At 59.2% G+C, this 15,777-nt stretch carries 16 protein-coding genes and 2 pseudogenes; 9 read left to right on the forward strand and 9 right to left on the reverse strand.

Annotated features, from left to right (window positions below; translation table 11 throughout):
• Positions 1-152: 152 nt before the first annotated feature.
• The 7 genes from norR to ubiT all read left to right on the forward strand — a co-directional run bounded on the left by norR (position 153) and on the right by ubiT (position 6,880).
• Positions 153-1,682, forward strand: coding sequence for a nitric oxide reductase transcriptional regulator NorR (norR, locus tag HK44_RS13970; RefSeq protein WP_019690895.1), 1,530 nt, complete (start codon positions 153-155; stop codon positions 1,680-1,682).
• A gap of 88 nt (positions 1,683-1,770) precedes the next feature.
• On the forward strand, positions 1,771-2,418 hold the full coding sequence (gene pdxH / locus HK44_RS13975; protein WP_024264939.1) for a pyridoxamine 5'-phosphate oxidase: 648 nt from the start codon (positions 1,771-1,773) through the stop codon (positions 2,416-2,418).
• Between the two features lie 100 nt (positions 2,419-2,518).
• The gene (moaB, locus tag HK44_RS13980) at positions 2,519-3,073 is read left to right on the forward strand and encodes a molybdenum cofactor biosynthesis protein B (RefSeq protein WP_019690893.1); all 555 of its coding nucleotides are present in this window, start codon (positions 2,519-2,521) and stop codon (positions 3,071-3,073) included.
• Positions 3,070-4,305 carry a molybdopterin molybdotransferase MoeA gene (locus tag HK44_RS13985; RefSeq protein WP_019690892.1) on the forward strand — a complete coding sequence of 412 codons (1,236 nt, stop codon included), beginning with the start codon at positions 3,070-3,072 and terminating at the stop codon, positions 4,303-4,305. The genes moaB and HK44_RS13985 overlap by 4 nt, the downstream gene beginning before the upstream one ends.
• A gap of 214 nt (positions 4,306-4,519) precedes the next feature.
• Entirely contained in the window at positions 4,520-5,515 is a 996-nt protein-coding gene (gene ubiU, locus HK44_RS13990) for a ubiquinone anaerobic biosynthesis protein UbiU (protein WP_019690891.1), read from the forward strand.
• A 10-nt stretch (positions 5,516-5,525) separates the two neighbouring features.
• A complete protein-coding gene (locus HK44_RS13995) occupies positions 5,526-6,416 on the forward strand; it encodes a U32 family peptidase (protein WP_019690890.1) in 891 nt (296 codons plus the stop codon).
• On the forward strand, positions 6,410-6,880 hold the full coding sequence (gene ubiT / locus HK44_RS14000; protein WP_019690889.1) for a ubiquinone anaerobic biosynthesis accessory factor UbiT: 471 nt from the start codon (positions 6,410-6,412) through the stop codon (positions 6,878-6,880). Before HK44_RS13995 ends, ubiT begins: the two co-directional genes overlap by 7 nt.
• 275 nt (positions 6,881-7,155) lie before the next feature.
• On the opposite strand, the pseudogene HK44_RS30540 reads toward ubiT, so the two are convergent.
• The 5 genes and pseudogenes from HK44_RS30540 to HK44_RS14020 all read right to left on the reverse strand — a co-directional run.
• Positions 7,156-7,326: pseudogene (locus tag HK44_RS30540) on the reverse strand (hypothetical protein); the annotation flags it as partial.
• The gene (locus HK44_RS14005; RefSeq protein ID WP_019690888.1) at positions 7,323-7,874 is read right to left on the reverse strand and encodes a hypothetical protein; all 552 of its coding nucleotides are present in this window, start codon (positions 7,872-7,874) and stop codon (positions 7,323-7,325) included. The pseudogene HK44_RS30540 and the gene HK44_RS14005, both read right to left, overlap by 4 nt.
• A 10-nt stretch (positions 7,875-7,884) precedes the next feature.
• A complete protein-coding gene (locus tag HK44_RS14010) occupies positions 7,885-8,487 on the reverse strand; it encodes a spermidine synthase (RefSeq protein WP_019690887.1) in 603 nt (200 codons plus the stop codon).
• A gap of 48 nt (positions 8,488-8,535) precedes the next feature.
• Positions 8,536-9,840, reverse strand: coding sequence for an MFS transporter (locus tag HK44_RS14015; protein ID WP_019690886.1), 1,305 nt, complete (start codon positions 9,838-9,840; stop codon positions 8,536-8,538).
• A 46-nt stretch (positions 9,841-9,886) separates the two neighbouring features.
• Positions 9,887-10,756 carry a ThiF family adenylyltransferase gene (locus tag HK44_RS14020; protein WP_019690885.1) on the reverse strand — a complete coding sequence of 290 codons (870 nt, stop codon included), beginning with the start codon at positions 10,754-10,756 and terminating at the stop codon, positions 9,887-9,889.
• Between the two features lie 418 nt (positions 10,757-11,174).
• Between HK44_RS14020 and HK44_RS14025 the strand changes: the two genes are divergently transcribed.
• Both HK44_RS14025 and HK44_RS14030 read left to right on the forward strand, forming a co-directional pair.
• Positions 11,175-11,450, forward strand: a complete 276-nt coding sequence (locus HK44_RS14025) for a hypothetical protein (protein WP_141651715.1) — start codon at positions 11,175-11,177, stop codon at positions 11,448-11,450.
• Positions 11,451-11,462: 12 nt separating this feature from the next.
• A pseudogene (locus HK44_RS14030) lies at positions 11,463-11,702 on the forward strand (IS4 family transposase); the annotation flags it as partial.
• A 237-nt stretch (positions 11,703-11,939) separates the two neighbouring features.
• On the opposite strand, the gene HK44_RS14035 reads toward HK44_RS14030, so the two are convergent.
• From HK44_RS14035 to HK44_RS14050, 4 genes are all read right to left on the reverse strand, one after another.
• On the reverse strand, positions 11,940-12,347 hold the full coding sequence (locus HK44_RS14035; RefSeq protein ID WP_019690883.1) for a putative zinc-binding protein: 408 nt from the start codon (positions 12,345-12,347) through the stop codon (positions 11,940-11,942).
• An 85-nt stretch (positions 12,348-12,432) separates the two neighbouring features.
• On the reverse strand, positions 12,433-13,110 hold the full coding sequence (locus tag HK44_RS14040) for a Crp/Fnr family transcriptional regulator (RefSeq protein WP_019690882.1): 678 nt from the start codon (positions 13,108-13,110) through the stop codon (positions 12,433-12,435).
• Between the two features lie 87 nt (positions 13,111-13,197).
• Positions 13,198-13,845 carry a two-component system response regulator NarL gene (narL, locus tag HK44_RS14045; protein WP_019690881.1) on the reverse strand — a complete coding sequence of 216 codons (648 nt, stop codon included), beginning with the start codon at positions 13,843-13,845 and terminating at the stop codon, positions 13,198-13,200.
• Positions 13,842-15,644, reverse strand: a complete 1,803-nt coding sequence (locus HK44_RS14050) for a HAMP domain-containing protein (protein ID WP_019690880.1) — start codon at positions 15,642-15,644, stop codon at positions 13,842-13,844. Before HK44_RS14050 ends, narL begins: the two co-directional genes overlap by 4 nt.
• Positions 15,645-15,777: the final 133 nt, after the last annotated feature.

The following is a 15,777-nucleotide window of genomic DNA, read 5'->3' on the forward strand; positions in this document are numbered from 1 at the left end:
GAGTTCCTTGTTTGGGTTTTAACGGTTCCCCAGGCTCATTGCATCCGGCATGCCATATTTAAATGACTGATACATATGGATTAATTTTTAGTTATGGTCATAGACACCCTGACGCTTTAGGGTGAATCCAACCATAGAGGGTAATTACTACCATGCTGCGAGAAAGCCTGGCAGCCGACCTGATTGTCGAGTTGCCCAATGCCGTACGCTTGCAACGACTGGTGCAGACCCTGCGCGAATACTTCAACAGTGGCGCCGTGGGATTGCTGCGTCTGGACGACGACAGTCTCAGGCCTGTCGCGACGGTGGGGCTGGTGCATGAGGCGTTGGGGCGCCGGTTTGTCATTGCTCAGCATCCTCGGCTGGCAGCGATCATGGCGTCGCGCGAGCCGACCTGGTTCGAGCCGGACAGTCGACTGCCGGACCCCTATGACGGCCTGCTCGACAACCATGTCGGCGAGCCGTTGCCGGTGCATGACTGCATGGGCGTCAGTCTGTATGTAGAGGGTCGCATCTGGGGCGCGATCACCCTCGATGCGCTGCATGCCGGAACCTTCGACAGCCGTGCGCGGGAGGAGCTCAAGCGTTGTACCTTGCAGATCGAAGCCGCGGTGCGCGTCACCCGGCTTGAACAGGAAAACCGCAGCTTGCGCTTGTCCCGCAGCGATCTTCAAGACCTGCGGATGCCTGCGGATGAAGGCGAAATCCTCGGGCAAAGTGAGGTATTGCGCCAGTTGCTCAATGAGCTGGATGTACTGGCCGACGCTGATCTACCGGTATTGCTGTTGGGCGAAACGGGCGTCGGCAAGGAGCTGTTCGCCCGACGGCTGCACCGTCTTTCGCGTCGCAGCCACAAGCCGCTGGTACAGGTCAACTGTGCCGCCTTGCCGGAGTCTTTGGCAGAGAGTGAGTTGTTCGGCCATGTCAAAGGCGCATTTTCCGGCGCCACCAGTGACCGCGCGGGCCGTTTCGATGCGGCCAACGGCGGCACGCTGTTTCTCGATGAAGTGGGTGAATTGCCGTTAAGCGTTCAAGCGAAGTTGCTGCGAACTTTGCAAAACGGCGAGATCCAGCGACTGGGGGCGGACAAGCCGTTGCATGTCGATGTGCGAATCATCGCCGCGACCAACCGGCATCTGCCAGACAGTATCCGCGACGGCCTGTTTCGTGCTGACCTGTATCACCGGCTCTCGGTATACCCCGTGCCGATTCCGTCCCTGCGCGAACGCGGTCACGATGTGTTGATGCTGGCCGGGCACTTTCTGGAACTCAATCGGGCGCGGCTCGGCCTGCGTGGCTTGCGCTTGTCGCCTGCGGCCGAGCGGGCCTTGCTGGCGTATACCTGGCCGGGCAATGTGCGCGAGCTGGAACATGTGATCAGTCGCGCCGCGTTGAAGCAACTCAGTCGCGGCACCAGTCGCGCGCTGATCATGACGCTGGAGCCGCAAGTCCTCGATCTCGACAGTACGATGGGCGCTGCAGGGGCGAGCGTCGAACCGCCGCGGGAAGAGACGTCTGATGTGCCATTCCAGGCCCTGAGCGACGCTGTCGACGATTGTCAGCGGCAAAAAATTCTCCACGCCCTGAGCCTTTCCGGGGAAAACTGGGCCAGCGCCGCGCGGTTGCTGGAAGTCGATCCCAGCAATCTGCACAAACTGGCCCGACGTCTTCGCCTCAAGTAAGCCTGGGAGGCGCAGCATGTTGATGGCGGTCAAGGTGGCTTGGCGCAGTGGCTCGCACACTGCGCAAAACCCTCCGGAGATCACCGTCATGCCCCTTTCCCTGGCTCAGATGCGCCGTAACTACACCCTTAATGGCCTGCAGGATGAGGCTGCGCTGGACGATCCCCTGGCCATGTTTCGACAGTGGTTGCAACAGGCACGCGACACCGAGTGCGCGCCTGTGGAGGCCAACAGCATGATGTTGGCGACGGTCGACAGTGACGGGCGACCGCATTGCCGGGTTCTGCTGCTCAAAGGCTTGAGCGACGACGGCTTTACGTTTTTCGGCAATTATCAGAGCGACAAGGGCCTGCAACTGGCCGCTAACCCGAATGCCGCCATGACGTTTTTCTGGCCGGGGCTGGAGCGTCAGGTGCGTATTGAAGGGCAGGTGTCCAGGCTCGATCCACAGCTCTCGGATGAGTACTTCGAGTCGCGCTCGGTGGCCAGTCGTCTGGGCGCCTGGGCTTCACCGCAGAGCCGGCCGCTGGTCAGTCGGGCAGCGCTGGAATCGCTGTTGGCCGACACCATCAAACGTTTCGTTGGCCAGACCGTGCCGCGACCCGAGCATTGGGGCGGCTACTGCTTGCACCCGGAACGCCTGGAGTTCTGGCAGGGACGTGCCGACCGCTTGCATGACCGTCTCGATTACCGCCTGCGGGACAGGGTGTGGCATCGCAGCCGCCTGGCGCCTTGAGCCTCTATTTGCCCTGTCGAGGTACCTCCTTGGAGGAATAGGCCAGGCCGCGATTGCGGTTCAGGCTTGGTCAAACCCTCATCTACGGGAAGGCTTGGATATGGCCCATTTGGCGCAACGCACGTTTGAACCCCTGAACATTGCCGTGTTGACCATTAGCGATACGCGCACCTTCGAGACCGACACCTCGGGACAGACCCTGACTGATTTGCTGCAAACGGCCGGGCATGTGCTGGTCGATCGTGATCTGGTCAAGGATGATATTTATCAGATCCGCGCAAAGGTATCCCTCTGGATCGCCGACCCCAAGGTGCAGGTTGTACTGATGACAGGCGGCACCGGCTTCACCGCTCGCGACAACACGCCGCAAGCCGTCTTGCCCTTGCTGGACAAACATGTGGAAGGTTTTGGCGAACTGTTCCGTCAGGTCTCCCTGGCGGAAATCGGCATGTCCAGTTTGCAGTCACGGGCATTGGCCGGGATGAGCAACGGCGTGCTGGTGTGTTGCGTTCCGGGTTCGCCGGGGGCCTGCCGAACAGCCTGGAACATGATCCTGTTGGAACAACTGGACAGTCGCACCGGCCCGTGCAACTTCGCCCCACATTTGAAGCCGCAAACGCAGCGGGTCATCGCCGCCTGCGAGGCACGCTCATGACCGGTCGGGTGTGCGATCTCGGCAACCTGATACCCGTCGACGAGGCCATTGATCGTCTGCTGGATCAGGCACCGCCACCACCCCTGGTGCAAATGATCGGCCTGGATCAAGCCTTGGGGCGAGTTCTGGCGACGGACCTTCATTCCCGGGTGAACCTGCCGGCCTGGGACAACAGTGCCATGGACGGTTATGCCCTCAGGGCGGCCGACCTGCCATCGGAGGGTGGTTGTCTGCCGATTGGCGGGCGAATTGCCGCGGGGGATCAGGCCTGCTTACCCTTGATCGCACAGCAAGCGGTGCAGATATTTACCGGTGCGCCATTGCCTGCGGGGGCCGATACGGTGGTGCCACAGGAGCGCTGCCGTATCGAGGGCGAGCGTGTCTGGTTCCCGCCCGTGATTGCGGGCGATCACGTGCGTAAGAAGGGCGAAGAGGTTCGTCGAGACGATCTGTTACTCAAGGCCGGCAAGCGCCTGCGCGCACAAGAACTGGGGTTGCTGGCCGGCGCAGGTGTAGCGCGGGTCGAGGTCTATCGACCGTTGCAGGTGTGCTTGCTCAGCAGCGGCAATGAACTGCGTGAGCCGGGCGATGCATTGGCGCGGGGGCAGATTTACAACAGCAATCGCTATTGCCTGGCTGCGCTGTTGCGCGGTTGGGGCGTCGAGGTTCACGACTATGGCGTCATGGCCGATGAGTTGGCGGCCAGTCGGCATGCCTTGAGCCTGGCTTCTTCGGAATGCGACATGCTGCTGAGTTCCGGTGGCGTGTCGGTAGGCGAGGAGGACCATCTCAAACAGGCGATCGAGGAACTGGGCAGCGTGGATTTCTGGCGGCTGGCCATTCAGCCGGGTAAACCACTGGCTTTTGGTGAAGTCGCCGGTAAACCCTGGATCGGCATGCCGGGCAATCCTTCGGCGGCGCTGATTACCGCGTTGGTGGTGGTGCGTCCGTTCCTGCTCAGGGCCCAGGGCGTGACTGACGTGCTGCCGGTGCCATTAGCCGTCCCGGCCGGATTCGACTGGTTGCAACGCAACAAGCGCCGGCAGTACCTGCGGGCAAGGCTGACGCCTGGTGCTGACGGCCAGTTGAGCGTGGAGCTGCACCCTCAGCAAAGCTCGGCGATGTTGACCGCGGCCTGCTGGGCCGACGGGCTGGTGGTGATCGAGTGCGAGCAGCAAGTGCTCAAGCACGACAACGTGATGTTTCTGTCTTTCGCCGAGCTGATGCATTGATGGCAATTGATTGCCGTCAAGGCCGTGCCTGCCGGTCTGGCTAGACTGTGTGGCGAGGGAGCTTGCTCCCGCTGGGTCGCGAAGCGGCCCTGTTATTTAGGCCTGCTGCGCAGTCCAGCGTCGGAACGCCGCCCGGAACAAGCTCGCTCGCCACAAGCGCATTCCAACCATGACTGATTAGGCCCCGGACTGCGTTTTTTCATGAGGATTACCCATGCAACTGGTCTGCCCGGCAGGGAACCTGCCTGCGCTTAAAGCGGCGGTGCGCCAAGGCGCCGATGCCGTCTATGTCGGCTTTCGCGATGACACCAACGCCCGGCATTTCGCGGGCCTGAACATGGACGACAAGCAGTTCGACGCTGCGGTCGCCCACATCCGTCAGCATCAACGCAAACTCTACGTCGCGGTCAACACTTACCCGCAACCCAAGGGCTGGGAACGCTGGCAGCGGGCAGTCGATCGGGCTGCCGATTTCGGCGTGGATGCGCTGATCGCCGCCGACCCCGGGGTGCTCAACTATGCCAGTCTGCGTCACCCACAACTGGCGTTGCACCTGTCGGTCCAGGGCTCGGCAACCCATGCCGCGGCGCTGGAGTTTTATGCCCAGCGCTACGGCATTCGACGCGCCGTGTTGCCGCGGGTGTTGTCGTTGGCGCAAGTACGCCAGGTTGCCGCCAGCAGCCCGGTCCCCATCGAGGTGTTTGGCTTCGGCAGCTTGTGCATCATGGCTGAAGGGCGTTGCCACCTGTCCTCCTACATTACCGGCGAGTCGCCGAACCTGTGCGGTGTCTGTTCGCCGGCCAAGGCGGTGCGCTGGAGCGAGGACGCTCAAGGCTTGAGCGCACGACTCAGCGAAGTGCTGATTGACCGCTACACCCCTGACGAACCGGCCGGTTACCCGACCTTGTGCAAGGGCCGCTTCCTGGTCGACGGCAAACGCTTTCATGCGCTGGAGGAACCCACCAGCCTCGACACCCTCGACTTGCTTCCGGAGCTGACGGCCATCGGCGTCGAAGCGGTAAAAATCGAGGGCCGTCAACGCAGTCCGGCCTATGTCGAACAAGTCACTCGCGTCTGGCGGACGGCACTGGATGCCCATCGTGGTTCACCGGGCAGTTTTCGGGTCAAGGAGGAATGGCGTCAGGTGCTGGCCGGCTTGTCCGAAGGCAGCCAGACCACCCTGGGTGCTTATCATCGATCATGGCAATGAGGGACGGAACATGAAGCTCAGCCTGGGACCGGTCCTGTTTTATTGGGACAAAGCGCAACTCAGCAACTTTTACGCCGAGATGTCGGCCTTGCCTCTGGATGTGATTTATCTGGGAGAAACCGTGTGCTCGAAACGCCGGGCCTTTTCACTGGATCAATGGCTCGGGCTGGGGCGCGAGTTGCAGGCCTGCAGCCAGGCGCAGTTGGTGATCTCCAGCCTGACACTGATCGAAGCCGCGTCCGAACTCTCCAGCCTGCGCCGGCTCTGCGACAACGGCCAATTGCTGGTGGAGGCCAACGACATGGGCGCGGTGCAGTTCCTGGCCGAGCGCAAATTGCCGTTCGCGGGCGGTCCGGCGCTCAATTTGTACAACGGGCACGCGCTGACGCAATTGCTGGACTGCGGAATGACCCGTTGGGTGCCGCCAGTAGAATGTTCGGCAGCGTTGATTGGCGATGTGATCGAGCAGGTCCGCGGACTCGGCCGCGAAGTACCGGAAGTGGAAATCTTCGCCTATGGGCATTTGCCGTTGGCTTATTCCGCACGGTGTTTTACGGCCCGCGCGGAAAACCGGCCCAAGGACGACTGCCAGTTTTGCTGTATCAACTACCCCGATGGTCTGGCGCTGACCAGCCAGGAAGGGCAGCCGTTGTTCACGCTCAATGGTATTCAAACGATGTCGGCGCAGGTGACCAATCTGCTGGCCGATTATTCCGGACTGCTGGCCTGCGGTGCCGATCTGCTGCGTCTGAGCCCGCGTGCTCAGGGCATGGCCGAGGTGATCGACGCCTATCAACGGGTTCGTCTGGGCGAGACACCGCCGCTGTTCGTCGAAGGCTGCAATGGTTACTGGCATGGCCAGGCTGGTATGTTGCGCGTCGAGGAGGTTGGCCTGTGTTGAACCGAAAAAAGTGGCTGTTGAAAGGGGCCGACCACTTACTGCCGCTGGTGCGCCGGGTGCCTTTTGCCGTGCAGCGTCTGGCGTTGCAACAGGCACTGAATCGCTGCCTCGCCGAGCCATTGCGCGAGGGGGAATTCGACGTGCTGCGGGGGCGTTGGTTGTGCCTGCGAATTCCGGATCTGGGGTTGTCCTGGTACCTGACGCTCAATGGTAAAGGGTTGCGGATTGCCGAGCATGCCGTGGCGCATGTGATGATCAGTGGTAATTGGCGGGAGTTTTTACTGTTGGCGAGCCGTCAGGAAGATCCGGACACGCTGTTCTTTCGCAGGCGCCTGGTTATCGAGGGTGATACCGAGCTGGGGCTGGCGTTGAAGAACCTGATCGACAGTCTTGATCCGGATGTGTTGCCTGTTTGGTTGTGGCGCAATCTGGAGCGGGCAGGGAAGGGGTTGGCAGCGGTGTGAGAATCCTGCGAAGGCGGCCTGACAGCCTGACAGCCTGACAGCCTGCCTGTCTCCTGCGGATGTACACAGATCTCCTGTGGAGCTGCCGCAGGCTGCGATCTTTTGATCTTGCTCTTCGGCATCTCCGAAACCGCCAAAAGATCACAGGCTGCGCCAGCTCACCGACCGCATATCCCGCAATAACCTTGTAAACGCGAAGCCCTTTGGAGGAGGTATGCGCTCCACGAGCGCCACCTACCGAACGATGCAATTCCCGTTTTCCGTGACATCTCTGGCTCAGCGGTATCGATCAACGTTATGCCCAGTTCGATGTCTTGGCGCAGGGCCGCGACTTCCCGCTTGTTGGCCGAGCGACCTTCGCCCATGCGCAAGGTGCCCTGGCCAATGACCGGGACGGTGACGCCCGCCAGTTCACGGGTACGCCTGAAAGCCTGAAGGTGATCTATGGTTTGCGTGTGGCAGCGTAAGCGCCTGTGGGTTCATTATCGCTGGGCGTGAGGGAAACACTCGGTGACAACCGGGCTAGCGCCCGTCGAAAACCTTCCACTTTGGACACATCTCCCCGGGTTCTGTGGATAATGACGCCATAGGCGTAAGGGAGTAAACCCTCCAGCCAGTCTCGTGGGTGGATCTCGACGCTGTTCTCCAGTGTTGCGACGACCCAGTCGGGGAGCCATGACATATCGCGGTCCGAGAAGTTGACTTCGCCTGCGATCAGCAACGCCAGGGTGGTACGCAGCGACGACTTGTCCTTCAATAATCGCTCCTGCAGCGCTTGGCAAGCGTCCGGGTCATCCAGTAACACACGAAGATCGTTGGGCTTGCTCAGCTTCAGCGAGGCCGGAAGCAGCGCAGACAAGGCCGGTAACGAGTCCATCCAGCGTTTTTGCACCTCCAGATCAATCCCGACGAAGTCCAGCGCCGGGGGCACAAGCGGCGCGTGAAGGATAACCGTGGGTGTCAGGTAGCGCAGGCGAAGGCTCATGATGTCCATAAAGAGCCGGTCACCGGCGCATAAAGACTCCAGGGCAGGTGCGGTGCACGGTGTGGTTGATGGAGGTGGGCCGATAATGAATGTCGCCCCAGCTGTCGTTCAGGCAGTGGGCGAGCCAAGCCTGGGGCGTAGGGCCGTTGAACGGGTCCAGGTTCATGGGAACGCCAAAACCGTTGAACACCACGTGACCGAGGGGATTGAGGCGGCTCTTCAATAGTTGGTGGAACCCGTGATCAAACACGATCGGGGCATAACCGCTCTGGGTGTAGAGGTCGACAATAATGACGTCGTACCGGTCGGGGGTGACGACCAGAAAGTGCGCGGCATCGGCGACCACACTGTCAAAGTCGATATGCGCTGCAAGTCGGTTCCGGTTGTCGAGGCTGCGCACGCGTGCGGTCTCGTCCATGTCAACGGCCAACAGACTGGCTACTCTGGTGCTGGCTGCGATCGGCGCCAGAGCCACACCGTCCGAAAGCCCCAGCATCAGAACCGAGATTCGATCCTTGGACGGATCCCCCAGAAAACCGGTACAGCCCATGTCGTCATAATATTGGCCGCAGAAGATCGGTTCATGTCGAGCAGATTCAGGTCGATCCTTGAAGTCCGGCATGGTGAAAGGCAACTCCGTTTGTAAGAGGCGGGGGTACGGCGAGGCACGTCAATGCGCAAACGCTTCAGGGTATTTGTCCAGGTACGCATCGTTGAGCTGTGTATCCGGGGAGTGCATGAAAGTTTTGAAATCGGGTACCAGGAAGACCAGCAGAGACAACAGCAGCACCATGACGCCCAGCAGGGTGATGGTCAGTGCGACCCCCAGATAGGCGATCAGGGTGTTCATCGCGAAACTGCCCAAGGGGCTGGCCGCCGCAGACAGAAATGAAACCGTGGCAAAAATCCGGTTGCGATGGAGCTTGGGCGTTGCCAGCAACCTCACAGCGGAGGTGGGGATGTTGATCAACATCAGGCCGACGCCGCCGCAGAAAAAGGCCGCGGGCACGATGAACGACGATGAAACGGTCCCGACCACCACCAGGTTGCACCCCAGTAATGCAAAACCTGCGGACACACACATGTCACGGGGGACCCGGTCGGATAACCAGCCGATGATCTTGTAACTGCCTGCCAGAATGCCCAGCCCGAAGCACGAATCCAGAAGACCGATGTAAGTGACCGGGTACTGGATGACGTCCTTTACGTACAGTGGGATCAGGATGGTGAAGAACGGAAACAGGGCAAAGTTGATCAGCATTGCAATGATGGCCAGGTAAAATTCGACTTTCACTCCGTAAACCACTTTGAAGCCGGAATAGATCATGCTGAAGCCGCTGGCACTCGGGGCTTTTTCGCCTTGACCAGTGGCACCGATGTGGCTCGGGATGGTCGCGATCAACGCCCCGGCGATGAGAATCGCAAAAAAATCGGCGGCAAAGGCGAATGTGATACCGAACCCGTAAATCAACCCGCTGGCCAGTACCGGCCCCAGCAGAATTGAAAAGGACGACATCACGCTTTTGGTCCGAAAGGCCAGGGAGACTTTATCGTCGTCTGCAAACAAAGGAATGATCGACGCCTGGAGAGGGGCGCGTACGCCGACGATTGCACTGCTGATCATCATCAGCGCGCCCACCGTCCAGGGGTTGAACGACCCCGTGGCGGACAGCACCACCATCAACAGTGCTGTCAGCAGGCTGATCCATGAGGCCAGCTTGATGATCAGGATTTTGTTGTACTTGTCCCCCAGCCATCCCAGCAGAGGTTTGGCTAACACTTCCGCCGCGATGGAACAGGCAATCATGTTGGCGAAATAGAGCGCAGAGCCTGTTTCCTGCAAGGCCCACCAGGCCACCGCCAGTTGATTGCACCGTCCCCCCAGAACCATCAGTAAAAAGCTGAATTGCACTTTCAGCAGACGTCGGTCGATGCCGGGAAAGCCCCACGTAATGCCTGAAAAATTTGCACTCATTGACGTACCTTTGATCCGGATAGGGTGACTGCGCAATCAGGGGTGTTCAAGAAACGACGGGGTAAAGTTCATCAGGGTAAATCGCCAGATATCGCTCGATGCCACCCTCAAGGCTATAGAGTTCCGCTTCCTGGCTGACGCTGCGAACTGCCAGCAGGGCCGCCTTGCTCCTGACCCCGGATTTGCAATAGAAAACGATACGGCGGGTGGTATCGAGCTCTTCCTGACGCTTGATGATATCTTTGAGCGGAATCAGTCTGCCGCCCAGCGAACCTTGCTGATGCTCGCTGACGTCGCGCACATCGACCAATTGAAATGGCGCTTGTGTCGCTATCCAGTCATGCAGTATGTCGGGTGACAGCCAGTCGCTGTCGCGCCACGCAAACGTGGTCGTAGCGCTAAGCGTTTTCGCAGGAGGCCGGTCCCGTGTTTTTTTGTTGATGTTCAACAGGTGGAAAGAGTTGTCCAGGCAATCGATAGACAACAAATGTCCGCTCAAGGGCTCCCCGGCACGGAGGATGAGCTTGAGTACTTCATTGGCTTGAAAGCAACCGAGCAAGCCAGGTATGACGCCAAGAACGCCCGCTTCCGAACAGTTTTTTGTCAAGTGCGGTGGCGGCGGTGTTTCGAACAGATCCCGGAAGCACGGCCCCCGTTGTTGGGTGTCCCGGTTGTAATAGTTAAATACCGACACCTGTCCCTCGAACTGACTGATCGAGGCATAGACCATCGGTTTTTCATACTCGATACAGGCGTCACTGATGAGGTATTTGGCGTCGAAGTTATCAGTGGCGTCGACGATGATGTCGTATTCCGCCAGCAGCGACAGGACGTTGTCCGGGTTCAGCGTCGTGGCAACGGTGTGGACGACGATGTCGGGGTTCAACTGATTGATGCGACGCTTGGCTGCCAACACTTTCAGGCCGCCTTTTATTGCGCAACACCTATAAGGTTTTGCAGGTGGTGGAGCTCGCGTCAAACCAATATTGGTTTCAAGATGTTGCGACTTTATATCTCCGCGTAGTGCTGGCGAGTTGCTTGAAATATTAGTCGCAATGGTTGTAGGAGTGGGCTTACAGATCCTTGGGGTAAGTATTTTGCTGTCTCAGGATCGGTCTTCGAAATTTCCGTAAGTAATTTCTGAACATTCTTTAAGTTCTTGACGCATTGTCTCAGTCAAGACTAGGTTTGCAGTGCCGGTTGAGCTGGCTTCAAAAAAAATTCCGAATGAAGAATGACAGTCCCTTCGGTCATTTATAAAGCGGTATGCATTCACAAATGTACCCGCCTTTATCGTAACAAGTCGGAATTTGCCGGTGCCACCCGGCTTGGACATGACTCTTCTCCAAGGCGATGCTGGAGCTATCGCAACAAAAGCGAGGCAAGCCGCCAAAGGGAAAGATGTCTGGTTGGCGGGAGGTGGTAAAACAGCAGCCTACTTTGCCGAGGCAGGTGAGTTACAACAGCTGTACATTACTACTATTCCGGTCTTCATCGGCGCAGGCGTTGCCGTACTCCCCGTCAGCCATAACGTTAGCGTGACCCCTAAAGTGCAACGTATCTTGCAGAGCGGCGCGATGGAATGTGCCTTGGATGTGAAGCGCAATTAACGTCCACACGGCGTGGTGGTTCGTCAACGCCAATACCCGCGTGAGCTTTTGTTTTCGAGCATCGTTGAGCTGATGTCCCTTGTCTCATTGGGCTTATGCCCTTCACTGCATGCCGCTGCGAGGTTGATGGATGACTTTCCGGTCAGCTTGGCAGCGCTCCATGACAAGGTCAGCCGGACCGGACCTGCTTTGCTTCGAGCGTTAGTCACTGGCAGTGCAGAGCGCCTGGCCCCGACCATAAAAGCGCTGGGGCAAGCGACAAGCGAAGCGTTGCGCGTCGTAGAGAGTGGGTGATCAGCCGCTACCTTCTGGGAGCGTGGCTTGCCCGCGATCGGGTCGGGCTGCGTTCGGACGAAGCAGTCGTAAAACCGGCTGATGCGTTCTAACTGACATACCGCGGATACAGGTCTTAGGACCGCTTCGCGGTCCAGCGGGAGCAAGCTCCCTCGCCACAGGTTCGGTGTTCGACACTAGAACCTGCTCGCCTTCTCAAGCCGTCTCGGTGGCTTCGATCAGGCGATTCTCTTCCTGAAGATCGCCGTCGCCAATCAACTGCTTGATCTCTTCAAACAACTCATCACTCTGCTCCTCAGTGCAGTCTTCGCCATAACGCTTGCGCAATCCATGTTGGCTCAGAATTAGGTGCACATCCGCGTGCAGGCCGTGCTGGTTCAGGCAGCCTTCGACGCATTGCAACGGGCAGCCGTCCAGCGCGAGGATCCGCCGTCCCGAGCGCGCCTTGTTGACCAGTGCTGGCACATACCCGCCGACACCGACAATGCAGGACATTTCAGCGAGCCCGGTGCGATCCAGCCGCACGGCCAGGGTGTTGGCCAGTTGGGCGACATTGGAACAACCGGAGCAGGAGTAGACCAAAGGCAGGGTTGAATCGGGCATGAGGGTTCTCCACTGATGGACTCTGCCAGTGTGCAAGGCTGGCATTATTGCGCCTTGACCATGGTCAAATCCGAGACTGGCCCGGCTACTGTTGGTACGTGGCCAGATCCTCTTCAGCGAGGATGCAGATATTGCGCCGTTCCATGGCGATCAGGCCGCACTCGACCAACCGATGCAAAATCCGCGAAAAGGTTTCCGGCTGAATCCCCAGTTTCGAGGCCACCAGGCGTTTGGATACTTGCAAGACGATCTGACCGGTGACGGGATGGCGTTCCTGGAGCAGGAAATTGATGACCCGACGGCTTGCGCTCACCAGCGTCAAAGTGTCTATGTCCCGCAAACGCAGGTGCAAGTGAACGCTCATGCTGGCCAGAATCGCCAGGCAAACCTTCGGCTGGTCCTCCAGGGCGTTGCGGTAATGGTTGCCCTCGATACTGACCAGCACGCTGTCTTTCAGCGCGGTGGCGCTTACTGGATAGAGTCGGGTCTGGCTGAACAGCAAGGCTTCGGCAAAAGTCTGGCCGGGCTGGATGATCTCCACGAGGTTTTCCTGACCTTCGCCGGTGAGCCGGTACAACTTGATCTGACCGCCGACCAGCAGGAAAAAACGCGTGGCAGGATCCCCCTGGTGCATGAGTGTGCAGTGACAACTCAGGCGCTTGAGCATGGCCAGGCTGCAGACTTCCTCGAAGACTTTCTCCGGCAATTGGCTGAACAGATGATGACGGCGCAACGTTAAAGTGATGGAAGGGTGGGTCAGCATGGCGTACCTCCGCTGACGGTCATAGTAGAGGGCGGGGCCCCGGATGACCTATGCCTCTGCAGGCCTACCTCCAAAGAGGAATACCCGTCAGCCGGCGTTGCGCAGATGCTCCATGGCCCACACCGCCGCCTCGACCCGCGAACGCAAGCCGAGTTTATGCAGCAGGTTCTTGACGTGAACCTTGACCGTCCCTTCGGTGATGCCCAGCTTGTGCCCGATGACTTTGTTGCTGAAGCCGCTGGCGATGATTTTCAGCACCTGTCGCTCACGTTCGGTCAGTTCCACCACGGCCTGACGCGCAGGAGCACGCAGCGCCTGGGCCATGACTTGGGTCAGCCCCGGGCTGACCACCAACGCGCCGTTCAGGGCATCACGGATGTACTGAATCAACAGTTCGGGCTCCATGTCCTTGAGCAGATAGCCGTCGGCATCCAGGCGCAGTGCATCGCGAATATCGTCTTCAGCATCGGAGACAGTGAACAGCAGCACCTTGCCGGTGTAATGCATCGCGCGCAATCGGCGCAGGGTTTCAATGCCATTCATCTGCGGCATGTTGTTATCGAGCAAAACCAGATCCGGTTGCAACGGCTCAATGAGGCTGAGTGCTTCTTCGCCGTTGCCGGCTTCGCCGACGATCTTGAAATCATCTTCAAGTTCGAGCATCTGGCGGATGCCGTGACGCATCATCGGATGGTCATCTACCAGCAGGATGGTGTGTTGTTGTGACGGGTTCATGTGACGCTACCTTCTGTTTGCTGCCCGAGAAACTCCGGCTGGAATTCCAGTTGGACGCGGGTGCCTTGCGGCTCCCTGGAAAATATCTGCAGTTGGCCGCGCAAGCTGCGAGCTCGTTCATCCATGATGTTCAGGCCGTGGTGTTCGCGCTGGTCGACGTTGCCGCTGAAGCCACGCCCGTCGTCTTCGACGATGAGCCTGACGGTTTCGCCGTCCTGGCGCAGTTGTAACCAGGCGTTTTGCGCGTGGGCGTGGCGCAGGCAGTTGGAGAGTGCCTCGCGGGTGATCTGCAAAATATGGATTTGCTCGCTGGCGGAGAGCTGAAAGGCCAGCGCATCGACGTGCAGGTGCACCTGGAATTCTCCGCGACGGGAGAACTCCTCGGCGGTGTCCTTGAGCTCCTGCACCAGTCCCGCATCGTGAATCTGCAAACGAAAGGTGGTCAGCAGTTCGCGTAACTGGCGGTAGGCATTGTTCAGCCCCTCGCGCAATTCGGCGGTGACGGTTTCCAGGGTTTCGACCGGTTCGCCACGGCGCATCAGGGTCTGCATGCGGCTGACTTGCAGTTTCATGTAGGACAGGGCCTGGGCCAGTGAATCGTGCAGTTCGCGGGCGATGATCGTGCGCTCTTCGAGCAACAGCAGGCGATGATCCTGTTCCCGTTGGCGTTTGAGTGAAAGCGAGGTGCCAATCAGGTTGGCCAGGGCCTGGATCAACTGGGTTTCCCAGGCTTGCGCCGGATGCCCGTCGACAAAATGCGCCTTGAGCTCCCCCAGTTCGCTGCCCTGGTTGCTGATGCTGAAAGTCTGCGGGTTGGTTTTGTGGTGCTTCTGGCACGTGGCGCAATCGCTGCTGGCGCAGACATCCCGACTGTTTGCCCCATGCAGGGCGAGTAATTGCTGGGCGGGTGCCTGCAAGTGTCCTTGTAGACACAGCGACAGACGCAAACCGGGCAGGCGTTGCTGGAAGCGCCGGATCAACTCATCCAGGCCTTCGGCGTTGGCCAGGCGCGTGGCCAGGCTTCGGCTGCTTTGATAGAGCAATTCCAGGGCGGCATTGGCTTGCTGCAGGTTGAGGGTTTTTTGCTGGACCTGGCTCTCAAGCGTGCGATGCGATTCTTCGATCGTTTCCGCCATGGCGTTGAAACTCGTGGCCAACTGGCCCAGTTCGTCCTGGGACTGATGGTTGACCCGCACCTTGAAATCGCCACGACGAAAGCGCTGGGTGGCGTCCACCAGTTCTTTCAAGGGCGTGACAACGCCGTACTGCAGTTCATATAACCCAACCAGCAGGATGATCATGGTGGTGAACAAGGCCAGGCCCTGAATCGCCTGTTGCCAGCCTTGCTTTTGTTCGCTTTGGCGCTGCAACAGGCTGACAAACTGGTTCAGTTGTTCAACGAAAGGCTGGGTCATAGCCTGAAAAGAGGCCGCATCGCCACGTTCGAGTGCCGGGCGCAAATCCTCGTTCCAGTGCTGCTGGATTTGCCCATAGCTGATTTGCAGAGCGGTGGGCGGGCCATCTTCCAGTACCGCTTTGAGTGACTGGCTGTTGAGGCGAGTTTGCAGGCTGTCAGTGATGCTGGCGATTTCTTCGCCGGTTGCGCCGGCGGCCAGTTTCCAGCTCAGGTGGTAAGTCTCCATGCGCACCGAGCCTGCGGTGTTGATCGCTGCGGCATCGCCCTGACTGAACCAGGCGATCAATCCGGCGCTCAATGAACTGGCAAGGGCGAGTATGGCGATGAGGATCACCGCCAACCCGGCGCGAGCGGGCAGGGAGCTGCGCAACCAGCGCATCATCGGCGCTGATCCTGGGGAAAGACACGGAAACTGAGCATACGGTGTCCCGGAGTGCGGTTTTGCAGCCAATCCAGGGCGCGCTACCTCTAAAGAGTTGTCGACGTCTCCCTGTCGGCAATGGCGTTACTGGAAA

Source organism: Pseudomonas fluorescens HK44 (assembly GCF_000217955.3).
GTDB lineage: Bacteria > Pseudomonadota > Gammaproteobacteria > Pseudomonadales > Pseudomonadaceae > Aquipseudomonas > Aquipseudomonas fluorescens_AQ.

Coding starts and splice junctions, on each gene's coding strand:
- norR (WP_019690895.1), top strand. CDS start 153: ATGCTGCGAGAAAGCCTGGCAGCCGACCTGATTGTCGAGTTGCCCAAT.
- pdxH (WP_024264939.1), top strand. CDS start 1,771: ATGCCCCTTTCCCTGGCTCAGATGCGCCGTAACTACACCCTTAATGGC.
- moaB (WP_019690893.1), top strand. CDS start 2,519: ATGGCCCATTTGGCGCAACGCACGTTTGAACCCCTGAACATTGCCGTG.
- HK44_RS13985 (WP_019690892.1), top strand. CDS start 3,070: ATGACCGGTCGGGTGTGCGATCTCGGCAACCTGATACCCGTCGACGAG.
- ubiU (WP_019690891.1), top strand. CDS start 4,520: ATGCAACTGGTCTGCCCGGCAGGGAACCTGCCTGCGCTTAAAGCGGCG.
- HK44_RS13995 (WP_019690890.1), top strand. CDS start 5,526: ATGAAGCTCAGCCTGGGACCGGTCCTGTTTTATTGGGACAAAGCGCAA.
- HK44_RS14005 (WP_019690888.1), bottom strand. CDS start 7,874: ATGGACATCATGAGCCTTCGCCTGCGCTACCTGACACCCACGGTTATC.
- HK44_RS14010 (WP_019690887.1), bottom strand. CDS start 8,487: ATGCCGGACTTCAAGGATCGACCTGAATCTGCTCGACATGAACCGATC.
- HK44_RS14015 (WP_019690886.1), bottom strand. CDS start 9,840: ATGAGTGCAAATTTTTCAGGCATTACGTGGGGCTTTCCCGGCATCGAC.
- HK44_RS14025 (WP_141651715.1), top strand. CDS start 11,175: ATGACTCTTCTCCAAGGCGATGCTGGAGCTATCGCAACAAAAGCGAGG.
- HK44_RS14035 (WP_019690883.1), bottom strand. CDS start 12,347: ATGCCCGATTCAACCCTGCCTTTGGTCTACTCCTGCTCCGGTTGTTCC.
- HK44_RS14040 (WP_019690882.1), bottom strand. CDS start 13,110: ATGCTGACCCACCCTTCCATCACTTTAACGTTGCGCCGTCATCATCTG.
- narL (WP_019690881.1), bottom strand. CDS start 13,845: ATGAACCCGTCACAACAACACACCATCCTGCTGGTAGATGACCATCCG.
- HK44_RS14050 (WP_019690880.1), bottom strand. CDS start 15,644: ATGATGCGCTGGTTGCGCAGCTCCCTGCCCGCTCGCGCCGGGTTGGCG.